The sequence below is a fragment of the Roseibium algicola genome (genome assembly GCF_001999245.1).
Lineage (GTDB): Bacteria > Pseudomonadota > Alphaproteobacteria > Rhizobiales > Stappiaceae > Roseibium > Roseibium algicola.
The window spans coordinates 4914158-4932830 of record NZ_CP019630.1 but is presented as its reverse complement, the minus strand read 5'-3'; the positions used below and the strand labels follow the sequence as shown (position 1 = coordinate 4932830).

Sequence of the window (18673 nt, the reverse complement as noted above, 5' to 3'; positions counted from 1 at the left end):
TGGTCTTGTCAGACGCATCTCCGCCACTGCTCGGAAGGTCTCTCGTTTTCCGAGGGGAAGTCGGTTCGCCTGCACCGCAACCTGGCGCTGGACAGCGCGATAAAAGAAGTCGCTGCGGCTTTGCCCAACACGTCGATCGATGCGCAGGAACTGGACCGGATACTTGCAAACTTTCCCGAAGCTGCAGTCTCAATCTGGCAGCCGGAAAGCGTCAAAGCCTGAGATTGAAACATGTGCGTGTGGATGACCCAACGCTTTCCGAAGGCCGGGAAGTCCAGACATCCTGAAATCACGCGATTCCCCCTACGATTAAACAACACTGCAAATATTACCCAGGCACACAAAAATCTTATTGTTAATATTTGAGATAAATTGCAGGAAAGATACAATATCAACTTTACACACCCTCAATAAGTGCATGGGATACTGCTTTTCACGCTTCAATTCGGGTGTATTTCGTGCGAAAATCTGCAATCCTCTTCCGGACTTATTGTCCAGCGGTTTCAATGCTTTGCGTTGCCGTGCTGTTCAGTGCGGGGCTGCTTGTGACCAAGAACGCCGGTGCGGTGGGACTGCAGGCAGTGGCTGTATTTCCGCCCTGGTTTTCTGAACGACAAAGCTTCACTTCGGTAGCGCTTACCGGAGCTCCCATCGCAGCACCCGGACCTTTCGACTGGATGGTGGTTGCCATTCCGCAATCCACGCAACAGTCGCAAAGTCTGAAATCTTCCAACGCACTCTTTCTGCTCAATGCCGAATTTGCCCGGTTGTGCGGTATCGACCAGCACGGCCCCAGACTATCGGAGGCACAACCGGTCGAATGAAACCTTCGTTTCTGAATAATTTCTGGGTCGATGTTTCGGCACTGAACGTGCAGCGGCTTCGCCAGGCTGTGAGCTGGATTCTCGTCTGGTACTTCTGGCTGGCTGCAGCAATAGCCGTTATCGCATCTTATCTTACCGGCGGCTCAGTGCTTTTTGTTGCCCTTCCTCTGGCCCTGATCGGTACCGTCACGACGGCAACCGTCATGGCCGACGCGTCGGCCTTGCGCACCCGGCTGATCGTGACCGTCGCGATCAATTCCACATGGATGTTCGGGCTCTACGTCGCCTCCGACATCCACAATGGCGAGTATATGCTTGAAGTGCATATGCTTTATTTCATCAATACGTCGATCATCATTGCCTATGTCTGCTGGCGATCGGTGCTGATGACCACTGTTGCCGCCCTACTCCATCATTCGGTGCTGACGCTCCTCCACCCGGAACTTGTCTGGCCTTCCTCCAGTTATTCCTGGTGGCATCTGATGAACCACTACATCCTGGGAACGATCAATTGCCTGGGGGGCATCTATATTGCCGCTTCACTCAAGAGATTTCTCGACCACATGGAAAGCGCAAGGCTTGAAGCGCACCATCGCTCGATCCACGATGACCTGACCGGCCTGCTGAACCGCCGCGGACTTCGCCACGCCATTGGAAAGCTGCACCAGGACGACGGCACCCTGCCCGACATGACCCTGTTCCAGATCGACCTGGACGGTTTCAAGAACATCAACGACACAGTCGGCCATGCAGCCGGCGACAAGCTGCTTGTGCTGGTGGGGGAAAGACTGAATGCGATTGCTCCCGTCAACTCGATCATCGCTCGTATTGGCGGCGATGAATTCGTGGTGGCGTCACCTGCGATCGGCGCAGACCAGCAAAGCGATTTTCTTGAGGGACTGAAAAGCTGGATGCAACGCCCCCATGTCGTCTCGAAAACCAAGCTTCGCGTGGGCGCCTCGGTTGGCGTAACCCATTCCAGCATAAGCGGCGGCAAGCTCGACAGCATGATGGTCGACGCGGACATAGCGCTTTACGAGGCCAAGAAGGCCGGGAAGAACAGGGCCGTGATGTTCAATCCGGGCCTGAAGAAAGATGCGCAGCATCTGATGAAAACCGCCGAAGCGGTCCTCTACGGGTTGGAGAACGACGAGTTCGAGCCTTATTTCCAGACCCAGCATGACACCCGGACAGGTGCTGTTGTCGGGATTGAAGTGCTCGCCCGCTGGAACCATCCCAAGCAGGGCATTCTGGGTCCCGCAGCTTTCCTGGACGCGGTTCAGGAAGCGGGCAAGGCGGCTGCCTTCGACAGCCACATCATGTCGAAAGCAATCGATCTTATCCTGGCCCAGGAACGCACGGGGGTCGTTTTTCCGAAGGTGAGCTTCAACGTCAGCTACCAGAGGCTGGCCGAACCCGGACTTGCCGAATACATCCAGAACCTGCCGAAGGTCCGTGCCGAAATCGCATTCGAGCTGGTCGAGTCGGTCTTCTTCGATACGCTGTCGGACGATGAAGTCGAAACCGTCAACGCCCTGCGCAAGCTCGGCATTCGAATAGAAATCGACGATTTCGGCACCGGCCACGCATCGATTATCGCGCTGACAAAGCTCAAACCCGATCTTCTGAAGATCGACCGGGCCCTGATTTCTCCGCTGTCCAGCAATCCGGAGCAGTTCAAGCTGATCAAGACAATCGTCGACATGGCACACGGGCTCGGCATCGAAGCCCTTGCCGAAGGGGTCGAAACGGAAGACACGATCAACAAGCTGCGCATGCTCGGTGTCAACTACGTTCAAGGATATGCCTTCAGCAAACCAATGAACATTGCCGACCTGCAAGGCTTCCTCGTTCGCAAGTCAGCCTGACGCAGACTGTCCCTTCCTTCAGCCTAATGGATATTCCGGTCCCGATCGGAAAGCTCCGGCAGATCGCCCGCAACTGCCGGCCAACCTCCGCCGGAACGCCGGTCTGCCCGGTTCAAATCAGGCTCGGGCCGCTGCCACTCCCTCCACTCCTGATTGCCTTTTCCGGCGGCTTTGCTAGAACACCTGCGGACTTCACACCCTTCGCCTTCCGGAGGGCTTTCAATTGATTGCGTACAATTGTATACGCATGTCGGAATTCATCGGGAGCGGTCCCGCACCACTCCTTTGACCAATGTTCGAACGCTAGGAAATGTGACTGTCATGGCCGACATTATCTACACCAAGGTCGACGAAGCACCGGAACTGGCCAGCGCCTCGTTCCTGCCGATCATCCGCTCCTTCACCAAGGCAGCCGGTTTGACCGTCGGTACCAAGGATATCTCCCTCGCAGGCCGTATCCTGGCGAACTTCCCCGAGTATCTGACGGACGCACAGAAGCAGTCCGACGATCTTGCGGTCCTCGGTGAAATGGTCAAGCAGCCGGACGCCAATGTCATCAAGCTGCCGAACATCTCGGCATCGCAGCCCCAGCTCAACGCCGCCATCAAGGAACTTCAGGCCCAGGGTTACAAGTTGCCTGAGTATCCGTCCGAGCCGAAGACGGACGAGGAAAAGACCGTCAAGGCCAAGTATGACGCGATCAAGGGCTCTGCCGTGAACCCGGTGCTGCGCGAAGGCAACTCCGACCGCCGCGCGCCGAAAGCAGTCAAGGAATATGCCAAGAAGAACCCTCACCGCATGGGTGAATGGCTGCCGTCTTCCAAGACCCACGTCGCCACCATGGGTGAAAACGACTTCTTCTCCAACGAAAAGTCGGTGACCGTTTCTGCCGGATCCGCAGGCAAGGCGAAGATCGAATTCGTCGGCAAGGACGGAACCGCCACGGTTCTCAAGGGCGACTTTGCCCTGGACGAAGGCGATGTCGTCGACGGCACCTACATGAGCGCCAAGGCGCTGTTCGCGTTCCTGGAAAAAGAAATCCAGGATGCCAAGGACATGGGTATCCTGTTCTCGCTGCACATGAAGGCAACCATGATGAAGGTCTCCGACCCGATCATCTTCGGTTACTGTGTGCGGGCGTTCCTGAAGGACGTCTTCGACAAGCACGCCGCAACCTTTGCCGAGCTCGGCGTCAATCCGGACCTCGGCATCGGTGATCTGGAAGCCAAGGTCGCCACGCTGCCGGCCGACAAGGCCGCTGAGATCAATTCCGACATCAAGGCCGCTCTCGACAACGGCCCGGCCATGTACATGGTGAACTCCGACAAGGGCATCACCAACCTGCATGTCTCTTCCGACGTCATCATCGACGCCTCCATGCCGGCCCTGATCCGCGCAGGCGGCAAGGGCTGGGGTCCGGACGGCAAGGAAGGCGACGCCAAGTGCGTGATCCCGGACAGCTCCTATGCCGGCGTCTACTCCGCCGTGATCGACTTCTGCCGCGAAAACGGCGCGCTCGATCCGGCCAAGATGGGCACCGTGCCGAACGTCGGACTGATGGCCCAAAAGGCCGAGGAATACGGCTCGCATCCGCAGACCTTCAAGGCTCCGGCTGACGGCACCATCCGCATCGTCGACGCTGCCGGCAACACCCTGATCGAACATGCCGTCGAAGAAGGCGACATCTGGCGCGCATGCCGCACCAAGGACGCCCCGATCCGCGACTGGGTCAAGCTCGGTGTCACCCGCGCTCGCCTGTCCGGCATGCCGGGTGTCTTCTGGCTGGACAAGACCCGCGCTCATGACGCGGAACTGATCAAGAAGGTGGAAGCCTATCTGCCGGAACACGACACTTCCGGTCTCGACCTGCAGATCATGGCTCCGGCCGATGCGGCGAAGTATTCCACCGAGCGTATCGCCCGCGGTGAAGACACGATCTCCATCACCGGCAACGTGCTGCGTGACTACCTGACCGACCTCTACCCGATCCTGGAAGTCGGCACCTCGGCAAAGATGCTGTCCATCGTTCCGCTGATGAACGGTGGCGGTCTTTTCGAAACCGGCGCAGGCGGCTCCGCTCCCAAGCACGTACAGCAGCTGATGGAAGAGAACTACCTGCGCTGGGACAGCTTGGGCGAGTTCTGTGCCCTCGGTGCATCGCTGGAACACCTGGCCAACGTCAAGGGCAACGACAAGGCACAGGTTCTGGCGGACGCGCTTGACAAGGCCGTCGAGAAGCTGCTCGACAACGACAAGTCCCCGTCCCGCAAGGTCGGTGGCCTGGACAACCGCGGCAGCCACTTCTACGTCGCGCTTTACTGGGCACAAGCACTGGCCGCACAGGACAAGGACGCCGAGCTGAAGGCGCATTTCGCACCGATCGCCGAAGCGCTCTCTTCCAAGGAAGATGCGATTGTTGCCGAGCTCAACGGCGTTCAGGGTTCACCCGCCGACACCGGTGGCTACTACCATGCCCCGCAGGAAAAGGTGAACGCCGTCATGCGTCCGAGTGCAACGCTCAACGCCATTATCGGTTGATTTGCAAATGCACCCTTGGGTAGAAGTAGGGCGGCTCCGGCCGCCCTCTTTTTTGCGCCAGGGAGCTCATTTCAAATGGTCCTTCAAAACGAGAACCATCAGCCGGTTGTCCGGAATGGAGCCGGGGAAGAGTTCACCCTCTTCTCGGCGACAAACGACCCGCAATCCGCCAAATGGTGGCCGGACACGAGCTTTCTGGTGCATGCTCTCAGCGATGGCGATTTTTCGACCCTGCGCGGTGCCATACAGCTCATGGACGATGAGCACGAACCAGTCTTTCTGACCGGGCCCGGCAGCGTCACGAACGAACTTTATGCCCGCCTGGAACACCTCGGCTACATGAGAACCACGGAAAAGCCCCTGCCCGAAGAGATGCAGGGGCACCTGATCGAGCGCGGGCTGACCGACTACGGCAAGGAACATATCGCCGACTTTGTAATCGCCCAGCGCATCCAGATGGAAGAGCTGGATGGCAACAGGGAAACGCTGGAAGACTTCTGCACGAAATTCGACAATCTGCGGGAGCATCACACGGGTTTCCCGCTCGAGGCGCTGCACACGTTCCGGATGTTCTTTTCCGATCCACGCTACGATTTCGATCTGGACCAGTCTTCGAACTATCTTTTCCGCCTCTACAAGATGTTCGGCATTGTGGAGATCTCCGACGAAGGTGTCGCACGCGCAAGCCGTTTCGGCTCCATGAATGTGCCGTTTCTCTTCGATCTGCTTCTCAACGAGCGTGGGGCAACAGTCAGACACTAGCCCGGAAAAGCGCTATTGCCTGGGTGCAGGAGATCCCCGGGGCTCATGACGATCGGTTGCCTTTGTTGGCCTTCCCGAGCCGCAGATCCGGGTCCGGTTATTTGTTGCGCTCCGTGCGGGGAGACGATTTGAGGCTGGCAACGAAAAAGGGCGGCTCACCGAGCCGCCCGTTTTTTTACCGACGCCGCTTATCCGCGGATGAATGCCAGAACGTCGTTGTTGAACTCCTCGGCCTGCAATTGTGCAAGACCGTGACCGCCGCCAGCATAGATCTTCAAAGTGGCGTCATCGACGATTTCCGCCGCCCGGTGGGCAGAAGCCTTGATGGGCACGATCTGGTCGTCGTCGCCATGCACGATCAGCGTCGGCACCTTGATGGCCTTCAGGTCACCGGTGTAGTCGACTTCCGAGAACTCGCGAATACAGTCGTACTGACCCTTGATGCCGCCGGCCATGCCCTGCAGCCAGAAGCTTTCCTGCAGACCCTGATTGGTGTCGACCCCATCGCGGTTGAAACCATAGAACGGCACCGTCAGATCCCTGTAGAACTGCGACCGGTTGTAGGCGGTCCCCTGGCGAATACCGTCGAACACGTCCATCGGCGTGCCGTCCGGATTGTCTGCCGTTTTCAGCATCAGCGGCGGCACAGCACCGACGAGAACGACTTTGGCGACCCGGTCATTGCCATGCCGGCCGACATAATGGGCAACCTCGCCACCACCGGTGGAATGACCGATCAGGATCACGTTCTTCAAATCCAGATGCTCGATCAGTTCGGCAAGATCGTCCGCGTAGCGGTCCATGTTGTTGCCGTCCCAAGGCTGGCTGGAGCGGCCGTGGCCGCGGCGGTCATGGGCAATCACCCGAAAACCGTTCTGGCCGAAAAACAGCATTTGCGCGTCCCAGGCATCAGCCGACAGCGGCCAGCCGTGGGAGAAGACAATCGGCTGCCCCTGCCCCCAGTCCTTGTAGAAAAGCTCTGCACCATCGGATGTCGTGAAAGTCGTCATTTTCAGATTCTCCTGTTCAAGCAGTTGTTTTGCGGCACCGAACTTCGGTGCCATCACCAGACCGAGCCCAAGGACACCGCCGCCAATCAGCGCCTGGCGACGGTTGACCTGCGGCCCAACGATCTTGTTTCCCATGGGATGATCTTCATTTAACTCGTGCACGATTTAATCGTGTGCGATGTATATGTATCGGCAAGTTCGCTCTGTCAACGCTTGCCAAGAAAAAAAATGCTGCTTAGGAACGTTTCATGTCAGAACGCACTGAAAACAAAGGCGCCTCGAAGCCCTTGAAGAACGCCGGCCCGGACGCCTTGGGCGGAGATCTCGACGATTTTCTCTGTTTTGCCGTCTATGAGGCCAATCTGGCCTTCAATCACCTTTACCGGTCTTTGCTGGAAGAGCTCGGCCTCACCTATCCGCAGTATCTGGTGATGACCCTGCTTTGGCGCAGAAACGAGAGAACGGTCAAGGATATCGGCGACGCGCTCAGCCTGGAATACAACACGCTGACACCGATGATTAAGCGCCTGGAAGCAATGGAGCTTGTCTCCCGCGTCCGCGATCTGGAAGACCAGCGCGTCGTCAATGTCTGCCTGACAGCCAAGGGTAACGCGCTTCGGGAAAAGGCGGCTGCCGTGCCGCAATGTGTTGCCGAGGCATCCGGTCTTTCGGAACAGGCTTTCGAGGATTTGAAATCCGCCCTCGACACATTGCGGTCCAACCTGAAATCCACGGGAGACCGGACTTGAACAACCTCACAGGCAACATCACCGCCATCCTGTTTGACAAGGACGGCACCCTGCTGGATTTCGACGCGACATGGGCACCGGCCTATCGCGAAACCTCGCTCCATGCAGCCAGAGGCGACCGCGCCCTGGCCGACAGGCTCCTGGAACAGACCGGCATGGATCTGGTGACCGGAAAGTCCGCGGCCGGGTCTCTGCTTGCAGCCGGCAACTCTGCGGAAATCGCGGCTGCCTGGATTGCCTGCGGTGCTGATTTTCAGGAAGGCCCGCTGACCGCAGACCTCGACCGGGTGTTCATCGGCTGCATGCATGATGCTGCGCCCCTTACTGGCATTCCGGAAGCTGTCGAGACCTTGAGCGGAACCGGGTTCACTTTGGGTGTTGCCAGCAGCGACAGCGAAGCGGCCATAAGGGCCTTTCTCGCCGGCACCGGGCTTGCGCCCCGATTTGCTTTCGTCACGGGTTACGACACAGGTTTTGGCCCGAAGCCGGAACCGGGCATGGTTCGCGGCTTTGCCGAGGCAACAGGTCTTGCACTGGACCGGATCGCCGTTATCGGTGACAACACGCATGATCTGGAAATGGCCCGTTCGGCGGGCGCCGGACTTTGTATCGGTGTCCTGACGGGCACAAGCGCGCGCCACGACCTGGAAACCCTGGCAGATGCCGTTCTGGAGAGCGTTGCCGATCTGCCGGCCTATCTGGCCGCCAACTGATTCAAATCAGGCCGGCACTGACGCGCCTTGCCGTCGCACCTGTCCGGGTGTCTGGTTGAATTGACGCTTGAAGGCCCGGTTGAAGGCGGCTTCCGAGCTGTAGCCGATATTTTCGGCAATATCGATCAGGGGCAGATCCGTCTCCCGAATGTCGCGCCGTGCCCGTTCCATGCGCCAGTGGGTGACATAGGCCAGCGGCGTCATGCCGACGAGGTTCGTAAACCTGTCTGCAAAAACCGTCCGGGACATGCCGGCTTCCCGGGCAAGGCTCTCCACCGTCCAGGGCTTTTCCGGCGCCAGATGGATCTTGGACATGCTGCGCCCAAGCTTCGGATTGAGCACCGCCGCCAGGCATCCGGCCCTGTCCCCCTCCCTGTCGACGAACGTTCGCACCACCTGGATGAAGATGATCTCCGTCAATCGGTGGATGATCGCCTCGGACCCCGGCTGCCCGGCGCGCACCTCGCTGGCAACAAAACGCATCACTGCTTCCAGCCAGAAGGCGTTCATCGTCTGTGTGTTGGGCAGATGAATGACCGATGGCAAGGCATCGAGCAGCGGATGTACCGAGCCTTCCTCGAATTCGAAATGGCCACAGAACAGTTTGCAGGCCAGTTCCTCGTCCGGACCGCCGTAATAGAGCGCACCTTCCCCCGTATAACCGGATTGCCGCACGACCTCGTCCACTTCGGCGGCGGGACGGCCCGGTTCATCACTCAGGATATGAGCGGCCCCGTGCGGAATGACGGCCAGGTCACCGGTCGCAAGGCGGATCGGCTTGTCAACACCGTCCACCGCCAGCCAGCAGCCACCACGCATTGCCATGTGAAACCGCGCGACATTGCCGAAAGCCGGCACCCGCACGGCCCAGGGCGGCGAAAAGCAGGTATGGAAATAGACGGATCCCCGTAGCTTCAAGGCATCCAGGATCTGGGTCAGGGCGTCATGTTTCATGAAAGGCCGGTTCCGGTTGAAGTCTCATTCCCGCATTTTTGCCTCAACACCGCAAAGCGCAAGGCTCCCGGACGATTGGTCAATTTTCAGGGACTTTCGTGCATGGATGGAACCGAAGTCGACCAACATCTTTGGGCTCGTGGGCAATCCGCCCGCAGGAAACCAACCTGGAGCACCTGAAAGATGTCTGTTCGCTTCGTCACCAAGACCATGCACGCCTATCTCGATTATCCCGTCGCGATCGGCCTTATTGCCCTGCCCGTATTCCTTGATCTCGGCCAATCCAACCCGATCGCCTTCTGGCTATCCTTCCTGACAGGCTTTGCGGCCCTGGCCCTGACGATCCTGACGGATCACCAGACCGGCATCATCCGCATTCTGCCCTATTCGGTTCATCTGGCGGTCGATTTTGCCGTCGGCATCGTGTTCCTGGCAGCTCCCTTCGCACTCGGCTTCACCGGCCTCGACTTCGCCTATTACCTGGTCAACGCCATTGCCGTTCTGACAGTGGTCAGCCTTGCCAAACCGCAGGAAACGGTTGCACAGGCCGCTTGACAGCCCCCGTCAACGCACAATGACACCGGCCCTCACGCCGGTGTCTTTTTTTGAACTGCAATCCGGACGATCTGCAAATCCTCGGGAACTTACGAACATGGAGACGCCTGAGCTTCGGACGCAAGGTAGAGGCACCGGAGCAAATCCGGCCTTCAACCTTCATACCCTTTCAGGAGTAGAACATGTCCTTGATGAAATCCGCCATTGCCGCAACGCTGCTGTCTCTTGCCGCTCTCTCTGCCCCGGCAATGGCCGCGGACGAATACAACACCTCCAGCGGCCTGACGGCCGCCGGCAGCCCGCTCGGTCTTCATGGTGTCGATCCCGTGGCCTTTGTCAGCCTGGGCAACCGGATTGACGGAACCGCGCAATATACGGCCGTCCACGACGGTGTTGCCTATTACTTCGCATCCCAGGAAGCCATGGATGCCTTCACCGCGCATCCGGATCAGTACCTGCCGCAAAACGGCGGCTTCTGCACCTTCGGTGTTTCAGTCGGCAAGAAGTTCGACGGCGATCCGCAGTTCGCAGCTGTTGTGGACGGCAAGCTTTATCTGTTCCTGAACGAGGCCATCTTCCGCGAGTTCCAGAAAGACCAGTCCGGCACGATCACCAAGGCGGAAGCCAACTGGAAGAAGATCCGCTCCACCGAGGCAACGAAGCTCTGATTGTTCGTTGTCAAGGCGTCGGAACGACAAACAAAAAGGGCGGCCCCAGGGCCGCCCTTCGTCACTTGATTTCGGCAAAAGCCCGAAGACTTAAGCCGCGTTGTGCAGCCGATTTTCGAAAGCAAGGTTCCGGGTCAGCGGCGCCAGGGTCTTGGCAGCGGCCAGAACAGCCAGGTCAGCCAGCGGCTCGCCCAGGATCACCAGCATATAGGCAAAGCCGAAGGAACCGACGGAAGCCATGTTCTCGGCACCGAAGCCCTGGCCGTAGAATGCCCAGAAAGCAACCCAGCCAACGATACCAGCCTGGAACGTGGTGGAAAGAGCCAGTGCCTGAACGTAGGAAACGTCAACATAGGCGGTCTTTTCCGGAATGATGCGGTTTGCCAGCATGCTGACAGCCCACAGCGGCACGAGCAGCGTGGTGACGTTGATGCCGTACTGCGGCAGGTCGAAAGGAGCAACCAGCGTCCCCTGGAGCAGAAGGCCTGCAGCGAGGCCGATTGCTGCCGGACCAGCGCCGAACATCAGGAACAGGGTGGAGCCCAGGATAAAGTGCACTTCGGAAACACCGACCGGGTAATGCGGCAGGATTTCGAAGAAGCAGAATACGGCAACCGTCGTGATGACGGAACGGACGGCAAGGCTGAGCACGCCGCTTTTGCGGATTGTGTCGAGAGCCATTTTGCCCAGAAGGCCGAAGGAAGCAGCCGCGGTGCCGTAGCTGAGTACGATTTTGGCACCGTCGACGATGCCCGGTTCGATATGCATGTCATTTCTCCTTTGCGCACCCTCCGTGCGCGAGCAGATGGTGTGAACCGGCCCCGATGGGACCGCTGGATGGCAGGTTTCCTGGCTCGCGAGTCTCTGCGCTGCCCGCCTTCCCGGATCGCTCCAGTGGCTTGAAGGGCTTTGCTCGTCGCATACAGTTGCGGGGGCAGCCACGGTATTGGTCCCTGTTGGGTACGCCTCACCGTGTTCCCATTTCATCCGCCCTTACGCTTGTTCGGGCGAAACCATCGCATCGTCTAGATTTGCAAGGATTGGCGATATTCTGCAAGCGAATTTTCGCCATATTCGGTCTGAATGCGACATTGCACCGAAATTTTGCCGCCTGAAGACCGCCACCGAAATCAGCCGGATCAGCATCACCGACAAGCTTCAGATCTCAAAACACTTCTTCAGGAAATTGCGTCAGCCACCTGAAAATTCTGAACTTTGCAGAATCCAATCAAAGATGAAAATCAAAACCTTTGTTTATTAAACTTTTCTGTATTTAGGGTAATTGTGATTTTTACTTGCAGAAACCCTAACGAAAGATAACCTCACTCGAATACAAAGCACATCATGAGAGTTTGCAATGCCCTTTACCAAATTGGGAACGCTTATCGCTGGTGTCGTCTTTTTCCTTGGCTGCATTCAGCTGGCACTTCTGGCCGGCGTTACTCTTGGAGCAGTCACTGAACCAAGACCGGGTTTTTTCCTTGGCAATCTGACACGCGAACAGGCGCTCGACAGCGGACTATTGAAGATCATGGCCGCCGTCGCATTCGGCGTGATCACCGAGATTAGTCGCTCGGTTGAAAAGAAGTAGACCACAACCAAAGACTTGCCGCAGGCGGTGACCTGTGAAAGTCTTCGACCATGTTGAAATCGATCCCCCTGACCGCTCTTGCGGTATCTCTTCTTGCTTCCACCGTCACTCCTGGCTGGGCGGCACCTGACAAGCTTTTCGGCGCCATCAACGAACGTCTGTCGTTCATGCAGTCGGTTGCAGCCTGGAAAGCGGATAACGACAAACCTGTCGAGGATCTGCCGAGGGAAAAGGTGGTGCTGGATGCTGCCCGCGAAAAGGCAGTCGAAAACGGCCTGTCGGCTGACAATGTCACCTTGTTTTTCCAGGCGCAGATCGATGCGGCCAAGGACATTCAAACCTGCTGGATCGAACGCTGGGAGAGCGGTGAAGCTCGTCCGCAGAACGTACCCGACCTGATCAAGGATGTCCGTCCGGAGCTGTTGCGCCTCGGCAACGAGATCCTGACGCTACTCGCAGAAAGCCCCGTCGAAGCCTCTGACCAGCAGGCCTTCACGGAGGCGCTGACCGTGGAATGCCTGTCCGACGGATCAAAGAACGCTCTGTTTGAAGGTCTGGTCGACGTACACGACTAGACACATACGGCCATCAGGACATCCCTCATCGGAGTTCAGGAGGCTGCCTGCCTCCAGGGCTCGGCCGCATTCGCCTCTTCTTCCCGCTTCGTGACCATTCGCGAGAACTCGCCGAACGGCACTGCCGGGCTCCACAAGTAGCCCTGGCCGAGCGTCCCGCCCCACAGATTGATGTAATCCATCTGCAACTGGGTCTCGACCCCTTCGGAAACTGTGTTGAGATTGAGCTGCCTTGCCAGCATCAGGATCAGCTCGACGATGGTCCGGCGATCCTCGCAATTGGCAATGTCCATGATGAAGGACCGGTCGATCTTCAGCGTGTCGAACGGCATGCTCGCGAGACTGTGCAGCGAGGAATAGCCGGTGCCGAAGTCGTCGATTGCAAATTTGACGCCTTCTTTCTTGATCGGCAGGATCTGATCCAGAAGGTTCTGCGAATAGTCGACAAGACTCGATTCCGTCACTTCCAGTTCCAGCTTCTCCGTCGAAAACCCGCTCTCGCCGATGATCCCGAGCATTCTGCCGGTAAATCCCTTTGCCTGCAGCTGCGCCGGCGCAACGTTCACGGCGACAGATACATCGACGTTCTGCCGGTGTAGGGATTTCATGTCGGAGAGCGCGGATGCCAGCACGAATTCTCCGATCGGAACGATCAGACCGCATTCTTCTGCCACGGGAATGAACTTGTAGGGTGGTACGGACCCGAGTTCGGCATCGTTCCAGCGCAGCAGCGCTTCTGAACCGACAATCTTGCCGGACGAAATGTCGACCTTCGGCTGGTAGTGAACGGATAGCGTGCGGTCTCTCAGTGCGCTTTGCAGCCTGTGCCGGATCTGTTCGCGCTCGGTCATCCGTTCGCGAATGATATCGTTGTAGGCGATCGACTGAGCCCTGCCGGCACCCTTTGCTTCATACATGGCCATGTTGGCGTTTCGCAGGACTTCCTCGGCCGTTGTACCGTGCTCCGGGTATCTCGCGATTCCCGCGCTGACGGTCAGAGAAAGGGAAAGCCGGCCAATTCTGTAGGCCCCGCCCAGCCGCTCGACCATCGTTCTGGACAACTTGGCAAGCATCTGCAGATCATCGACGCCGGGTAACAGTACGACGAATTCGTCGCCGGAAAACCGGGCAACGCAGGGGGGTTTTGACGTCAGTGGCTTGGCCAGCTCGTCGACCAGGACGGCCAACCGGTTGCCGACCAGCCGCAACAGCTTGTCGCCTACGGCATGTCCGTGCATGTCGTTGATCAGTTTGAAGCGGTCCAGTCCGATGTAAAGAACACTGCCCGTTTCCTTGGGGCGCAGGTCGATCAGCGTCATCGCGACATTGTCCAGCTTGGCCCTGTTGGGCAAACCGGTAATGCGATCGGTGTAGGCGAGTTCCTCGATCCGCAGAATATTCTCGCGCAGCTTGACCATCATTCCGCGGAACGCGGTTTGCAGGTCACCCACCTCACCTGGTGCATCAGTTTCCAGATTGCAGTCGAGGTAACCGGCTGCAGCCTCATTGGCTGCCTGCGTCACGCGGCTGACACCTGCCGTTGCCCGGTACATCAGCGCAGCAATCACCGGAACGAAGGCAAGAAGAAGAACCGCCAGGATCAACACCACCTGAACAATCTTTTCCCTCAGAACACCCGCAAGCTCGTGCTTCGAAATGCGCACCAGCACGGACCCCACCACTTCCCCGCTGCGGGAAACCGGCAGGATGTATTCGATCATGTCGGCGGTTTCCGAATACTGAGCCTTGCCCGACTGCGCGACATTCAGGGCGCCTTCGTTGAACTGCACGGCGCTCGAAGGTTCTGCGGAGGTGAAATCGCTGGCGAACTCCTGACCGAAGCGGCTATAGGCCTTGGCTGCGATAATGTATTTGTCACCCGCAATCGCATTCAAAAGCCGCTCGACTTCACCATAGTTCTTGTTGGCGATTTCGCGCGCCGCAATATTGGTGACAAACAGCGCCTTGTCGTGAGCAGTCCGAGCAAGGCGTTCCTCGATCTTGTCCGTCTGGGTCAGATAATCGATGCCGATCAGAACCAGCGAAAAAGCCAGCAATCCGAACACGCCATAAAGCGTTGCCCGCACAAAGACGCGCTTGAACAGCGCGTTTCCTCTTGATCGAACGGTTTCGAGCACGAAACAAGCCCTTTCGGTCCATTGCGTTGCCCGGGTCGAAGTGCGACCCGATACCAGCAGTGTTTCGGCACCGGCCTCAACAAATTCTGAACCTGAAAGAGGAAACACGGCCCTATTCTGGAACTATTGAACCTACGAGCATCTATTTCTTTCACACCGGCCAAATTGCTCGTCAAATTTTCCTAGGCACTACTGAATTCACGAGAAACCTTGTGCGCGTAGAATTACCAAGCCGGACCGGCATCTACGGAAGATTTGAATCGATCACACTCTCAACTTGGCCCGATTTCTGTACCGAAAGGTGCGATTTTCAACCAACACCCCAAATCGACGCGCGTCTGAGTAGCTTCCGAACATACTGTTCTCGGCGTTGTTGGTTCGTGGGCAATTTTCGTGGTTTGTTGTCGAGCAAGGGCAACTATAAATAGTTTTCACTTTACCGGGACCGGATTCGGCATATTGGCACGGGCGCAGTGCAGGCGCGGCCCTACGTGGACACCTGGATTGCAGAAGCCCAGTTGCCGCGCGGTGAACCTGGTGCGGCCTTCAATCGCCAGATCGAAGTGCGCCGGTTCGCCCGCCGGTTAGGATCTGACCTGCAGCTCTCGAATGTCCTGCCCCATCTGAGCGGTTTTCTCGCGGTTTAGGTCCGGCGCTAGATAGATTGCCGTTGTCCAATTCCACTTTCAAAGGCACTATTTTCGTATCTGGAATATCAATCCTGGGCGGGAGGCCAAGGACATGTCCGGCAATGGGAAACACGATTCCTGGAGTGCAGGTCGCAGTTACGATCACTACATGGGCAGATGGAGCCGATTGATCGCAAGAGAGTTCGTGTCCTGGCTCAACGCGCCTCTTGATGCAGACTGGGCGGACATAGGGTGCGGCACCGGAGCCTTGACCGAAACCATACTCGATATGGCCAAGCCAAAATCGGTTGTCGGTCTCGATCTTTCGGAAGGCTTCGTGATGCATGCGCGGGAAGCGATCACCGACGAGAGAGCCCGCTTTGAAGTCGGGTCTGCACAGGACCTGCCGCTTCCCGACAACACCATTGACGTATCAACGTCCGCGCTCGCGCTCAACTTTGTGCCGGACAAGCTGCAGGCGCTGGCCGAGTTGCGTCGCATTACCCGCCCTGGTGGAACAATATCCTTCTATGTCTGGGACTACCCGGGAGGTGGCATGGGCTTCATTGACGCCTTCTGGAAAGCAGCCGCTTCAATCGACCCAGCTGCCGAAGATCTTGATGAGGCACTCCGGTTTCCATTCTGCACCCCGGAAGGGCTCCAGACACTCTGCACTGAAGCCCAGTTGCCGGGTGCAAGTATTCACGCCCTTGAAGTGGACACAGTTTTTCCGGGGTTTGAGGAATTCTGGCATCCCTTCACGCTCGGCGCAGGGCCGGCGCCCGGGTATTGCATGAACCTGACCGAGGAAAAACGGGATGAGCTGAAAGCAAAGCTCCGGGACCAACTCGACACCGGTGGAGAAATCCGCCTGCCCGCACGCGCCTTTGCTGTCCGCTACCAGCAGCCGTGAACACGCAGTTCATCCAGAGCGGAATTTACAGGCAAGACCAAAGGCAAGCACAGCAAGCGCGAAACACGAACTCGCAGGATAGAGCAACGCTGCAGCCGCAGCATCCCGGTACAGAGCCTCACTACGACCAGCCGCCAGAACCTGGAAGAAGATCTGGCCTTGCACAGCGATGCCAAGCGCCATGCCGATCTGCTGGAAGGCCTGGAGCACGCCGGACCCCGCACCGGCATCCGGCCCGGAGACCCGAGACAACACAAGCTGGAACAAGGCCGGGATCGCCGTTCCCGTTCCAAGGCCGACAATCAGGAACGGCATCGCCAGCAGGCTTGCGCTCATTCCATCGGAAACCAGCAGCCGAGCTGCAAGCAATCCGCAGAAGACCGCCAGCATGGCAAGGCAGACCCGCGCGCTCTGAAAGCGGGTTCCAAAACGGCCTGTCAGCGTGGACGCAAGCATCACACCGACCGGGTGCGGCGCCAGGATGAGCCCGGCAGTCATCGGCGACAACCCAAGGCCGGCCTGCAGGAAGAGTGCCATCATGAAGAACAGTCCGGCAAGACCGGAAAAGAACAGCGCGACAAATGCGACCCCGGCAACAAACACACGGTCCCGCGTCAACAGCACCGGCAGAAGCTGCGCCTTGCCGAGATGCGCCCTGCGCTGCTGCAGCCGGTAGAACAATACGGCCAGAACGACGCTCAGTCCCATCAGGGCAAAACACCAGGCAGGCCAGCCGAACTGCCTGCCCTCCACGAGAGGAAACACCAGCGCCAGCACTGCGAGGGTGAAAAGAAACGTTCCGGACCAGTCCGGCATCACCCGGCTCTCGTTTTCGATATGCGGCAGAAAGCGAAGAGCACCGGCAAGGGAGATCAGGCCCACGGGCAGATTGATCAGGAAGATCGGCCGCCAGCCCAGCCCGAAGACATCGGCAGCCACGATCACCCCGCCCACCAGCGGCCCCGCGACGGCCCCAAGCGCGCTGACGGAGCCGAACAGGCCGATGGCCTTGCCCTTTTCCTCTGCAGGAAAGATCACATGAACGATGGCAAGCACCTGTGGCACCATCATCGCCGCGCAGAGCCCCTGCAGCGCCCGGCTGGCAATCAGGAAGGTGATATCGGGCGCCAGTCCACACGCCAGCGAACTGGCGGTAAATCCGGCCACACCCCAGCGGAACATCCTCCCCCTGCCCGCAACATCTCCAAATCGGCCGAAAGGCAGCAATCCGGCGGCAAAGGCCAGCACATAGACCACCAGCACCCATTCGAGCTGGGTATCCGAAGCACCGAGCCCGTGACGGATGGAGGGCAGCGCCAGATTGACCACCGACACATCGAGAACATTCATGAACATGGCAAGATAAAGCGCGGCGAGTGCCGCCCAGCGATTGCGCCTTTCCCCGGCTGCGCCGACAAACAAAAGGGACATTCAGAACTCCTGGAAACGCGTAACCTAATTTTGTTACTTATAAAGTTACATATTTAGATCCGTCAATCTCATGTGCCTTGAATTGTCACGTAACTGAATCCGACATAAGGTTTTTCAAACGGAGACTTCCATGCGAACCGACAGCCGATTGCCGCGCGTGCTTCACGTGCTCCTACATCTGGACCAGACACAAGACCCGGTGACGTCCGACCAGATCGGGAAGATGCTCAACACCAACCCGTCCCTCGTCCGGCGAACCATGGCAGGGTTGCGCGAGGCCGGTTTCGTCGGGGCCACCAAGGGCCATGGCGGCGGCTGGGTGCTGGCCAAGCCCCTAGACAGCATCTCGCTTGCCGAGGTCTATTCCGCGCTCGGCTCACCGCAGCTCTTCGCCGTCGGCAAGTCCGCCGATGCTCCCACCTGCCTCCTGGAACAGGCGGCCAACCGGGCGACCTCGGCGGCCCTGGAGGCAACACGGGAGACGTTTCAGGAACAGCTCGGGCAAGTGACGGTGGCGGATCTGGTGCGGCCCCATGCACTGGAAATCCGGCAGCATCAGGAAAAGCTGGAAACCTGAAATTCGGGCGCAACCCTTGGGCAAGCTGCAAGTTATTTCTTGGAGGCAAAATTCCGGGCATTATCTGGAGCAAACCGAAGCGCCCCCTTGCCTAGCAGCGCAGCATTGTATACAAGCGCACACAATAGAAATCCGATACAACTCAAATCGTTTAGATTTCCGTTTCGCCCTCCCTTCT

General features: G+C 58.2%; 18 protein-coding genes and 1 riboswitch. Of the genes, 13 read left to right on the top strand and 5 right to left on the bottom strand.

Annotation, left to right across the window (positions count from 1 at the left end):
- Positions 1–506 precede the first annotated feature (506 nt).
- The 4 genes from B0E33_RS22815 to B0E33_RS22795 all read left to right on the top strand — a co-directional run bounded on the left by B0E33_RS22815 (position 507) and on the right by B0E33_RS22795 (position 5992).
- Positions 507–824 carry a hypothetical protein gene (locus tag B0E33_RS22815; protein ID WP_077292517.1) on the top strand — a complete coding sequence of 106 codons (318 nt, stop codon included), beginning with the start codon at positions 507–509 and terminating at the stop codon, positions 822–824.
- Positions 821–2692: a putative bifunctional diguanylate cyclase/phosphodiesterase gene (locus B0E33_RS22810; protein WP_077292516.1), complete on the top strand. Its 1872-nt coding sequence runs from the start codon at positions 821–823 to the stop codon at positions 2690–2692. The genes B0E33_RS22815 and B0E33_RS22810 overlap by 4 nt, the downstream gene beginning before the upstream one ends.
- 321 nt (positions 2693–3013) lie before the next feature.
- The gene (locus B0E33_RS22800) at positions 3014–5230 is read left to right on the top strand and encodes an NADP-dependent isocitrate dehydrogenase (RefSeq protein WP_077292514.1); all 2217 of its coding nucleotides are present in this window, start codon (positions 3014–3016) and stop codon (positions 5228–5230) included.
- A gap of 75 nt (positions 5231–5305) precedes the next feature.
- Positions 5306–5992 (top strand): hypothetical protein, encoded by a 687-nt coding sequence (locus B0E33_RS22795; protein ID WP_077292513.1) that lies wholly within the window; start codon positions 5306–5308, stop codon positions 5990–5992.
- A 188-nt stretch (positions 5993–6180) separates the two neighbouring features.
- Here the strand turns inward: B0E33_RS22795 and B0E33_RS22790 are convergent, their stop codons facing one another.
- The gene (locus B0E33_RS22790; protein WP_077293559.1) at positions 6181–7002 is read right to left on the bottom strand and encodes an alpha/beta fold hydrolase; all 822 of its coding nucleotides are present in this window, start codon (positions 7000–7002) and stop codon (positions 6181–6183) included.
- Between the two features lie 248 nt (positions 7003–7250).
- Here B0E33_RS22790 and B0E33_RS22785 point away from each other — a divergent pair, with 248 nt between their 5' ends.
- Both B0E33_RS22785 and B0E33_RS22780 read left to right on the top strand, forming a co-directional pair.
- Entirely contained in the window at positions 7251–7751 is a 501-nt protein-coding gene (locus B0E33_RS22785; RefSeq protein WP_062488348.1) for a MarR family winged helix-turn-helix transcriptional regulator, read from the top strand.
- Positions 7748–8464 carry an HAD family hydrolase gene (locus B0E33_RS22780; RefSeq protein ID WP_077292512.1) on the top strand — a complete coding sequence of 239 codons (717 nt, stop codon included), beginning with the start codon at positions 7748–7750 and terminating at the stop codon, positions 8462–8464. Before B0E33_RS22785 ends, B0E33_RS22780 begins: the two co-directional genes overlap by 4 nt.
- Positions 8465–8470: 6 nt before the next feature.
- Here the strand turns inward: B0E33_RS22780 and B0E33_RS22775 are convergent, their stop codons facing one another.
- Positions 8471–9418, bottom strand: a complete 948-nt coding sequence (locus B0E33_RS22775) for an AraC family transcriptional regulator (RefSeq protein WP_077292511.1) — start codon at positions 9416–9418, stop codon at positions 8471–8473.
- A gap of 183 nt (positions 9419–9601) precedes the next feature.
- Between B0E33_RS22775 and B0E33_RS22770 the strand changes: the two genes are divergently transcribed.
- Together B0E33_RS22770 and B0E33_RS22765 are read left to right on the top strand one after the other, a co-directional pair.
- Entirely contained in the window at positions 9602–9973 is a 372-nt protein-coding gene (locus B0E33_RS22770) for a hypothetical protein (protein WP_023000824.1), read from the top strand.
- 182 nt (positions 9974–10155) lie between these two features.
- Positions 10156–10641 carry a YHS domain-containing (seleno)protein gene (locus tag B0E33_RS22765; RefSeq protein WP_075283922.1) on the top strand — a complete coding sequence of 162 codons (486 nt, stop codon included), beginning with the start codon at positions 10156–10158 and terminating at the stop codon, positions 10639–10641.
- Between the two features lie 90 nt (positions 10642–10731).
- Here the strand turns inward: B0E33_RS22765 and B0E33_RS22760 are convergent, their stop codons facing one another.
- Complete coding sequence (locus B0E33_RS22760) at positions 10732–11409, bottom strand: energy-coupling factor ABC transporter permease (protein WP_023000822.1); 678 nt, start codon at positions 11407–11409, stop codon at positions 10732–10734.
- Positions 11410–11463: 54 nt separating this feature from the next.
- Positions 11464–11674, bottom strand: a riboswitch (cobalamin riboswitch).
- Positions 11675–11998: 324 nt separating this feature from the next.
- On the opposite strand from B0E33_RS22760, the gene B0E33_RS22755 reads away from it, so the two are divergent.
- A complete protein-coding gene (locus B0E33_RS22755; RefSeq protein WP_023000821.1) occupies positions 11999–12232 on the top strand; it encodes a hypothetical protein in 234 nt (77 codons plus the stop codon).
- A 50-nt stretch (positions 12233–12282) separates the two neighbouring features.
- Complete coding sequence (gene aroQ, locus B0E33_RS22750; RefSeq protein ID WP_077292510.1) at positions 12283–12807, top strand: gamma subclass chorismate mutase AroQ; 525 nt, start codon at positions 12283–12285, stop codon at positions 12805–12807.
- Positions 12808–12842: 35 nt separating this feature from the next.
- Here the strand turns inward: aroQ and B0E33_RS22745 are convergent, their stop codons facing one another.
- Positions 12843–14945, bottom strand: a complete 2103-nt coding sequence (locus tag B0E33_RS22745; protein WP_156912467.1) for an EAL domain-containing protein — start codon at positions 14943–14945, stop codon at positions 12843–12845.
- A gap of 491 nt (positions 14946–15436) precedes the next feature.
- On the opposite strand from B0E33_RS22745, the gene B0E33_RS30990 reads away from it, so the two are divergent.
- Both B0E33_RS30990 and B0E33_RS22740 read left to right on the top strand, forming a co-directional pair.
- Positions 15437–15592 (top strand): hypothetical protein, encoded by a 156-nt coding sequence (locus B0E33_RS30990; RefSeq protein ID WP_156912466.1) that lies wholly within the window; start codon positions 15437–15439, stop codon positions 15590–15592.
- Positions 15593–15686: 94 nt separating this feature from the next.
- Positions 15687–16487, top strand: coding sequence for a class I SAM-dependent methyltransferase (locus B0E33_RS22740; RefSeq protein WP_077292508.1), 801 nt, complete (start codon positions 15687–15689; stop codon positions 16485–16487).
- Positions 16488–16496: 9 nt separating this feature from the next.
- On the opposite strand, the gene B0E33_RS22735 is transcribed toward B0E33_RS22740, so the two are convergent.
- Positions 16497–17918 carry an MFS transporter gene (locus B0E33_RS22735; protein WP_077292507.1) on the bottom strand — a complete coding sequence of 474 codons (1422 nt, stop codon included), beginning with the start codon at positions 17916–17918 and terminating at the stop codon, positions 16497–16499.
- A gap of 130 nt (positions 17919–18048) precedes the next feature.
- Here B0E33_RS22735 and B0E33_RS22730 point away from each other — a divergent pair, with 130 nt between their 5' ends.
- A complete protein-coding gene (locus B0E33_RS22730) occupies positions 18049–18495 on the top strand; it encodes an Rrf2 family transcriptional regulator (protein WP_077292506.1) in 447 nt (148 codons plus the stop codon).
- Positions 18496–18673 lie beyond the last annotated feature (178 nt).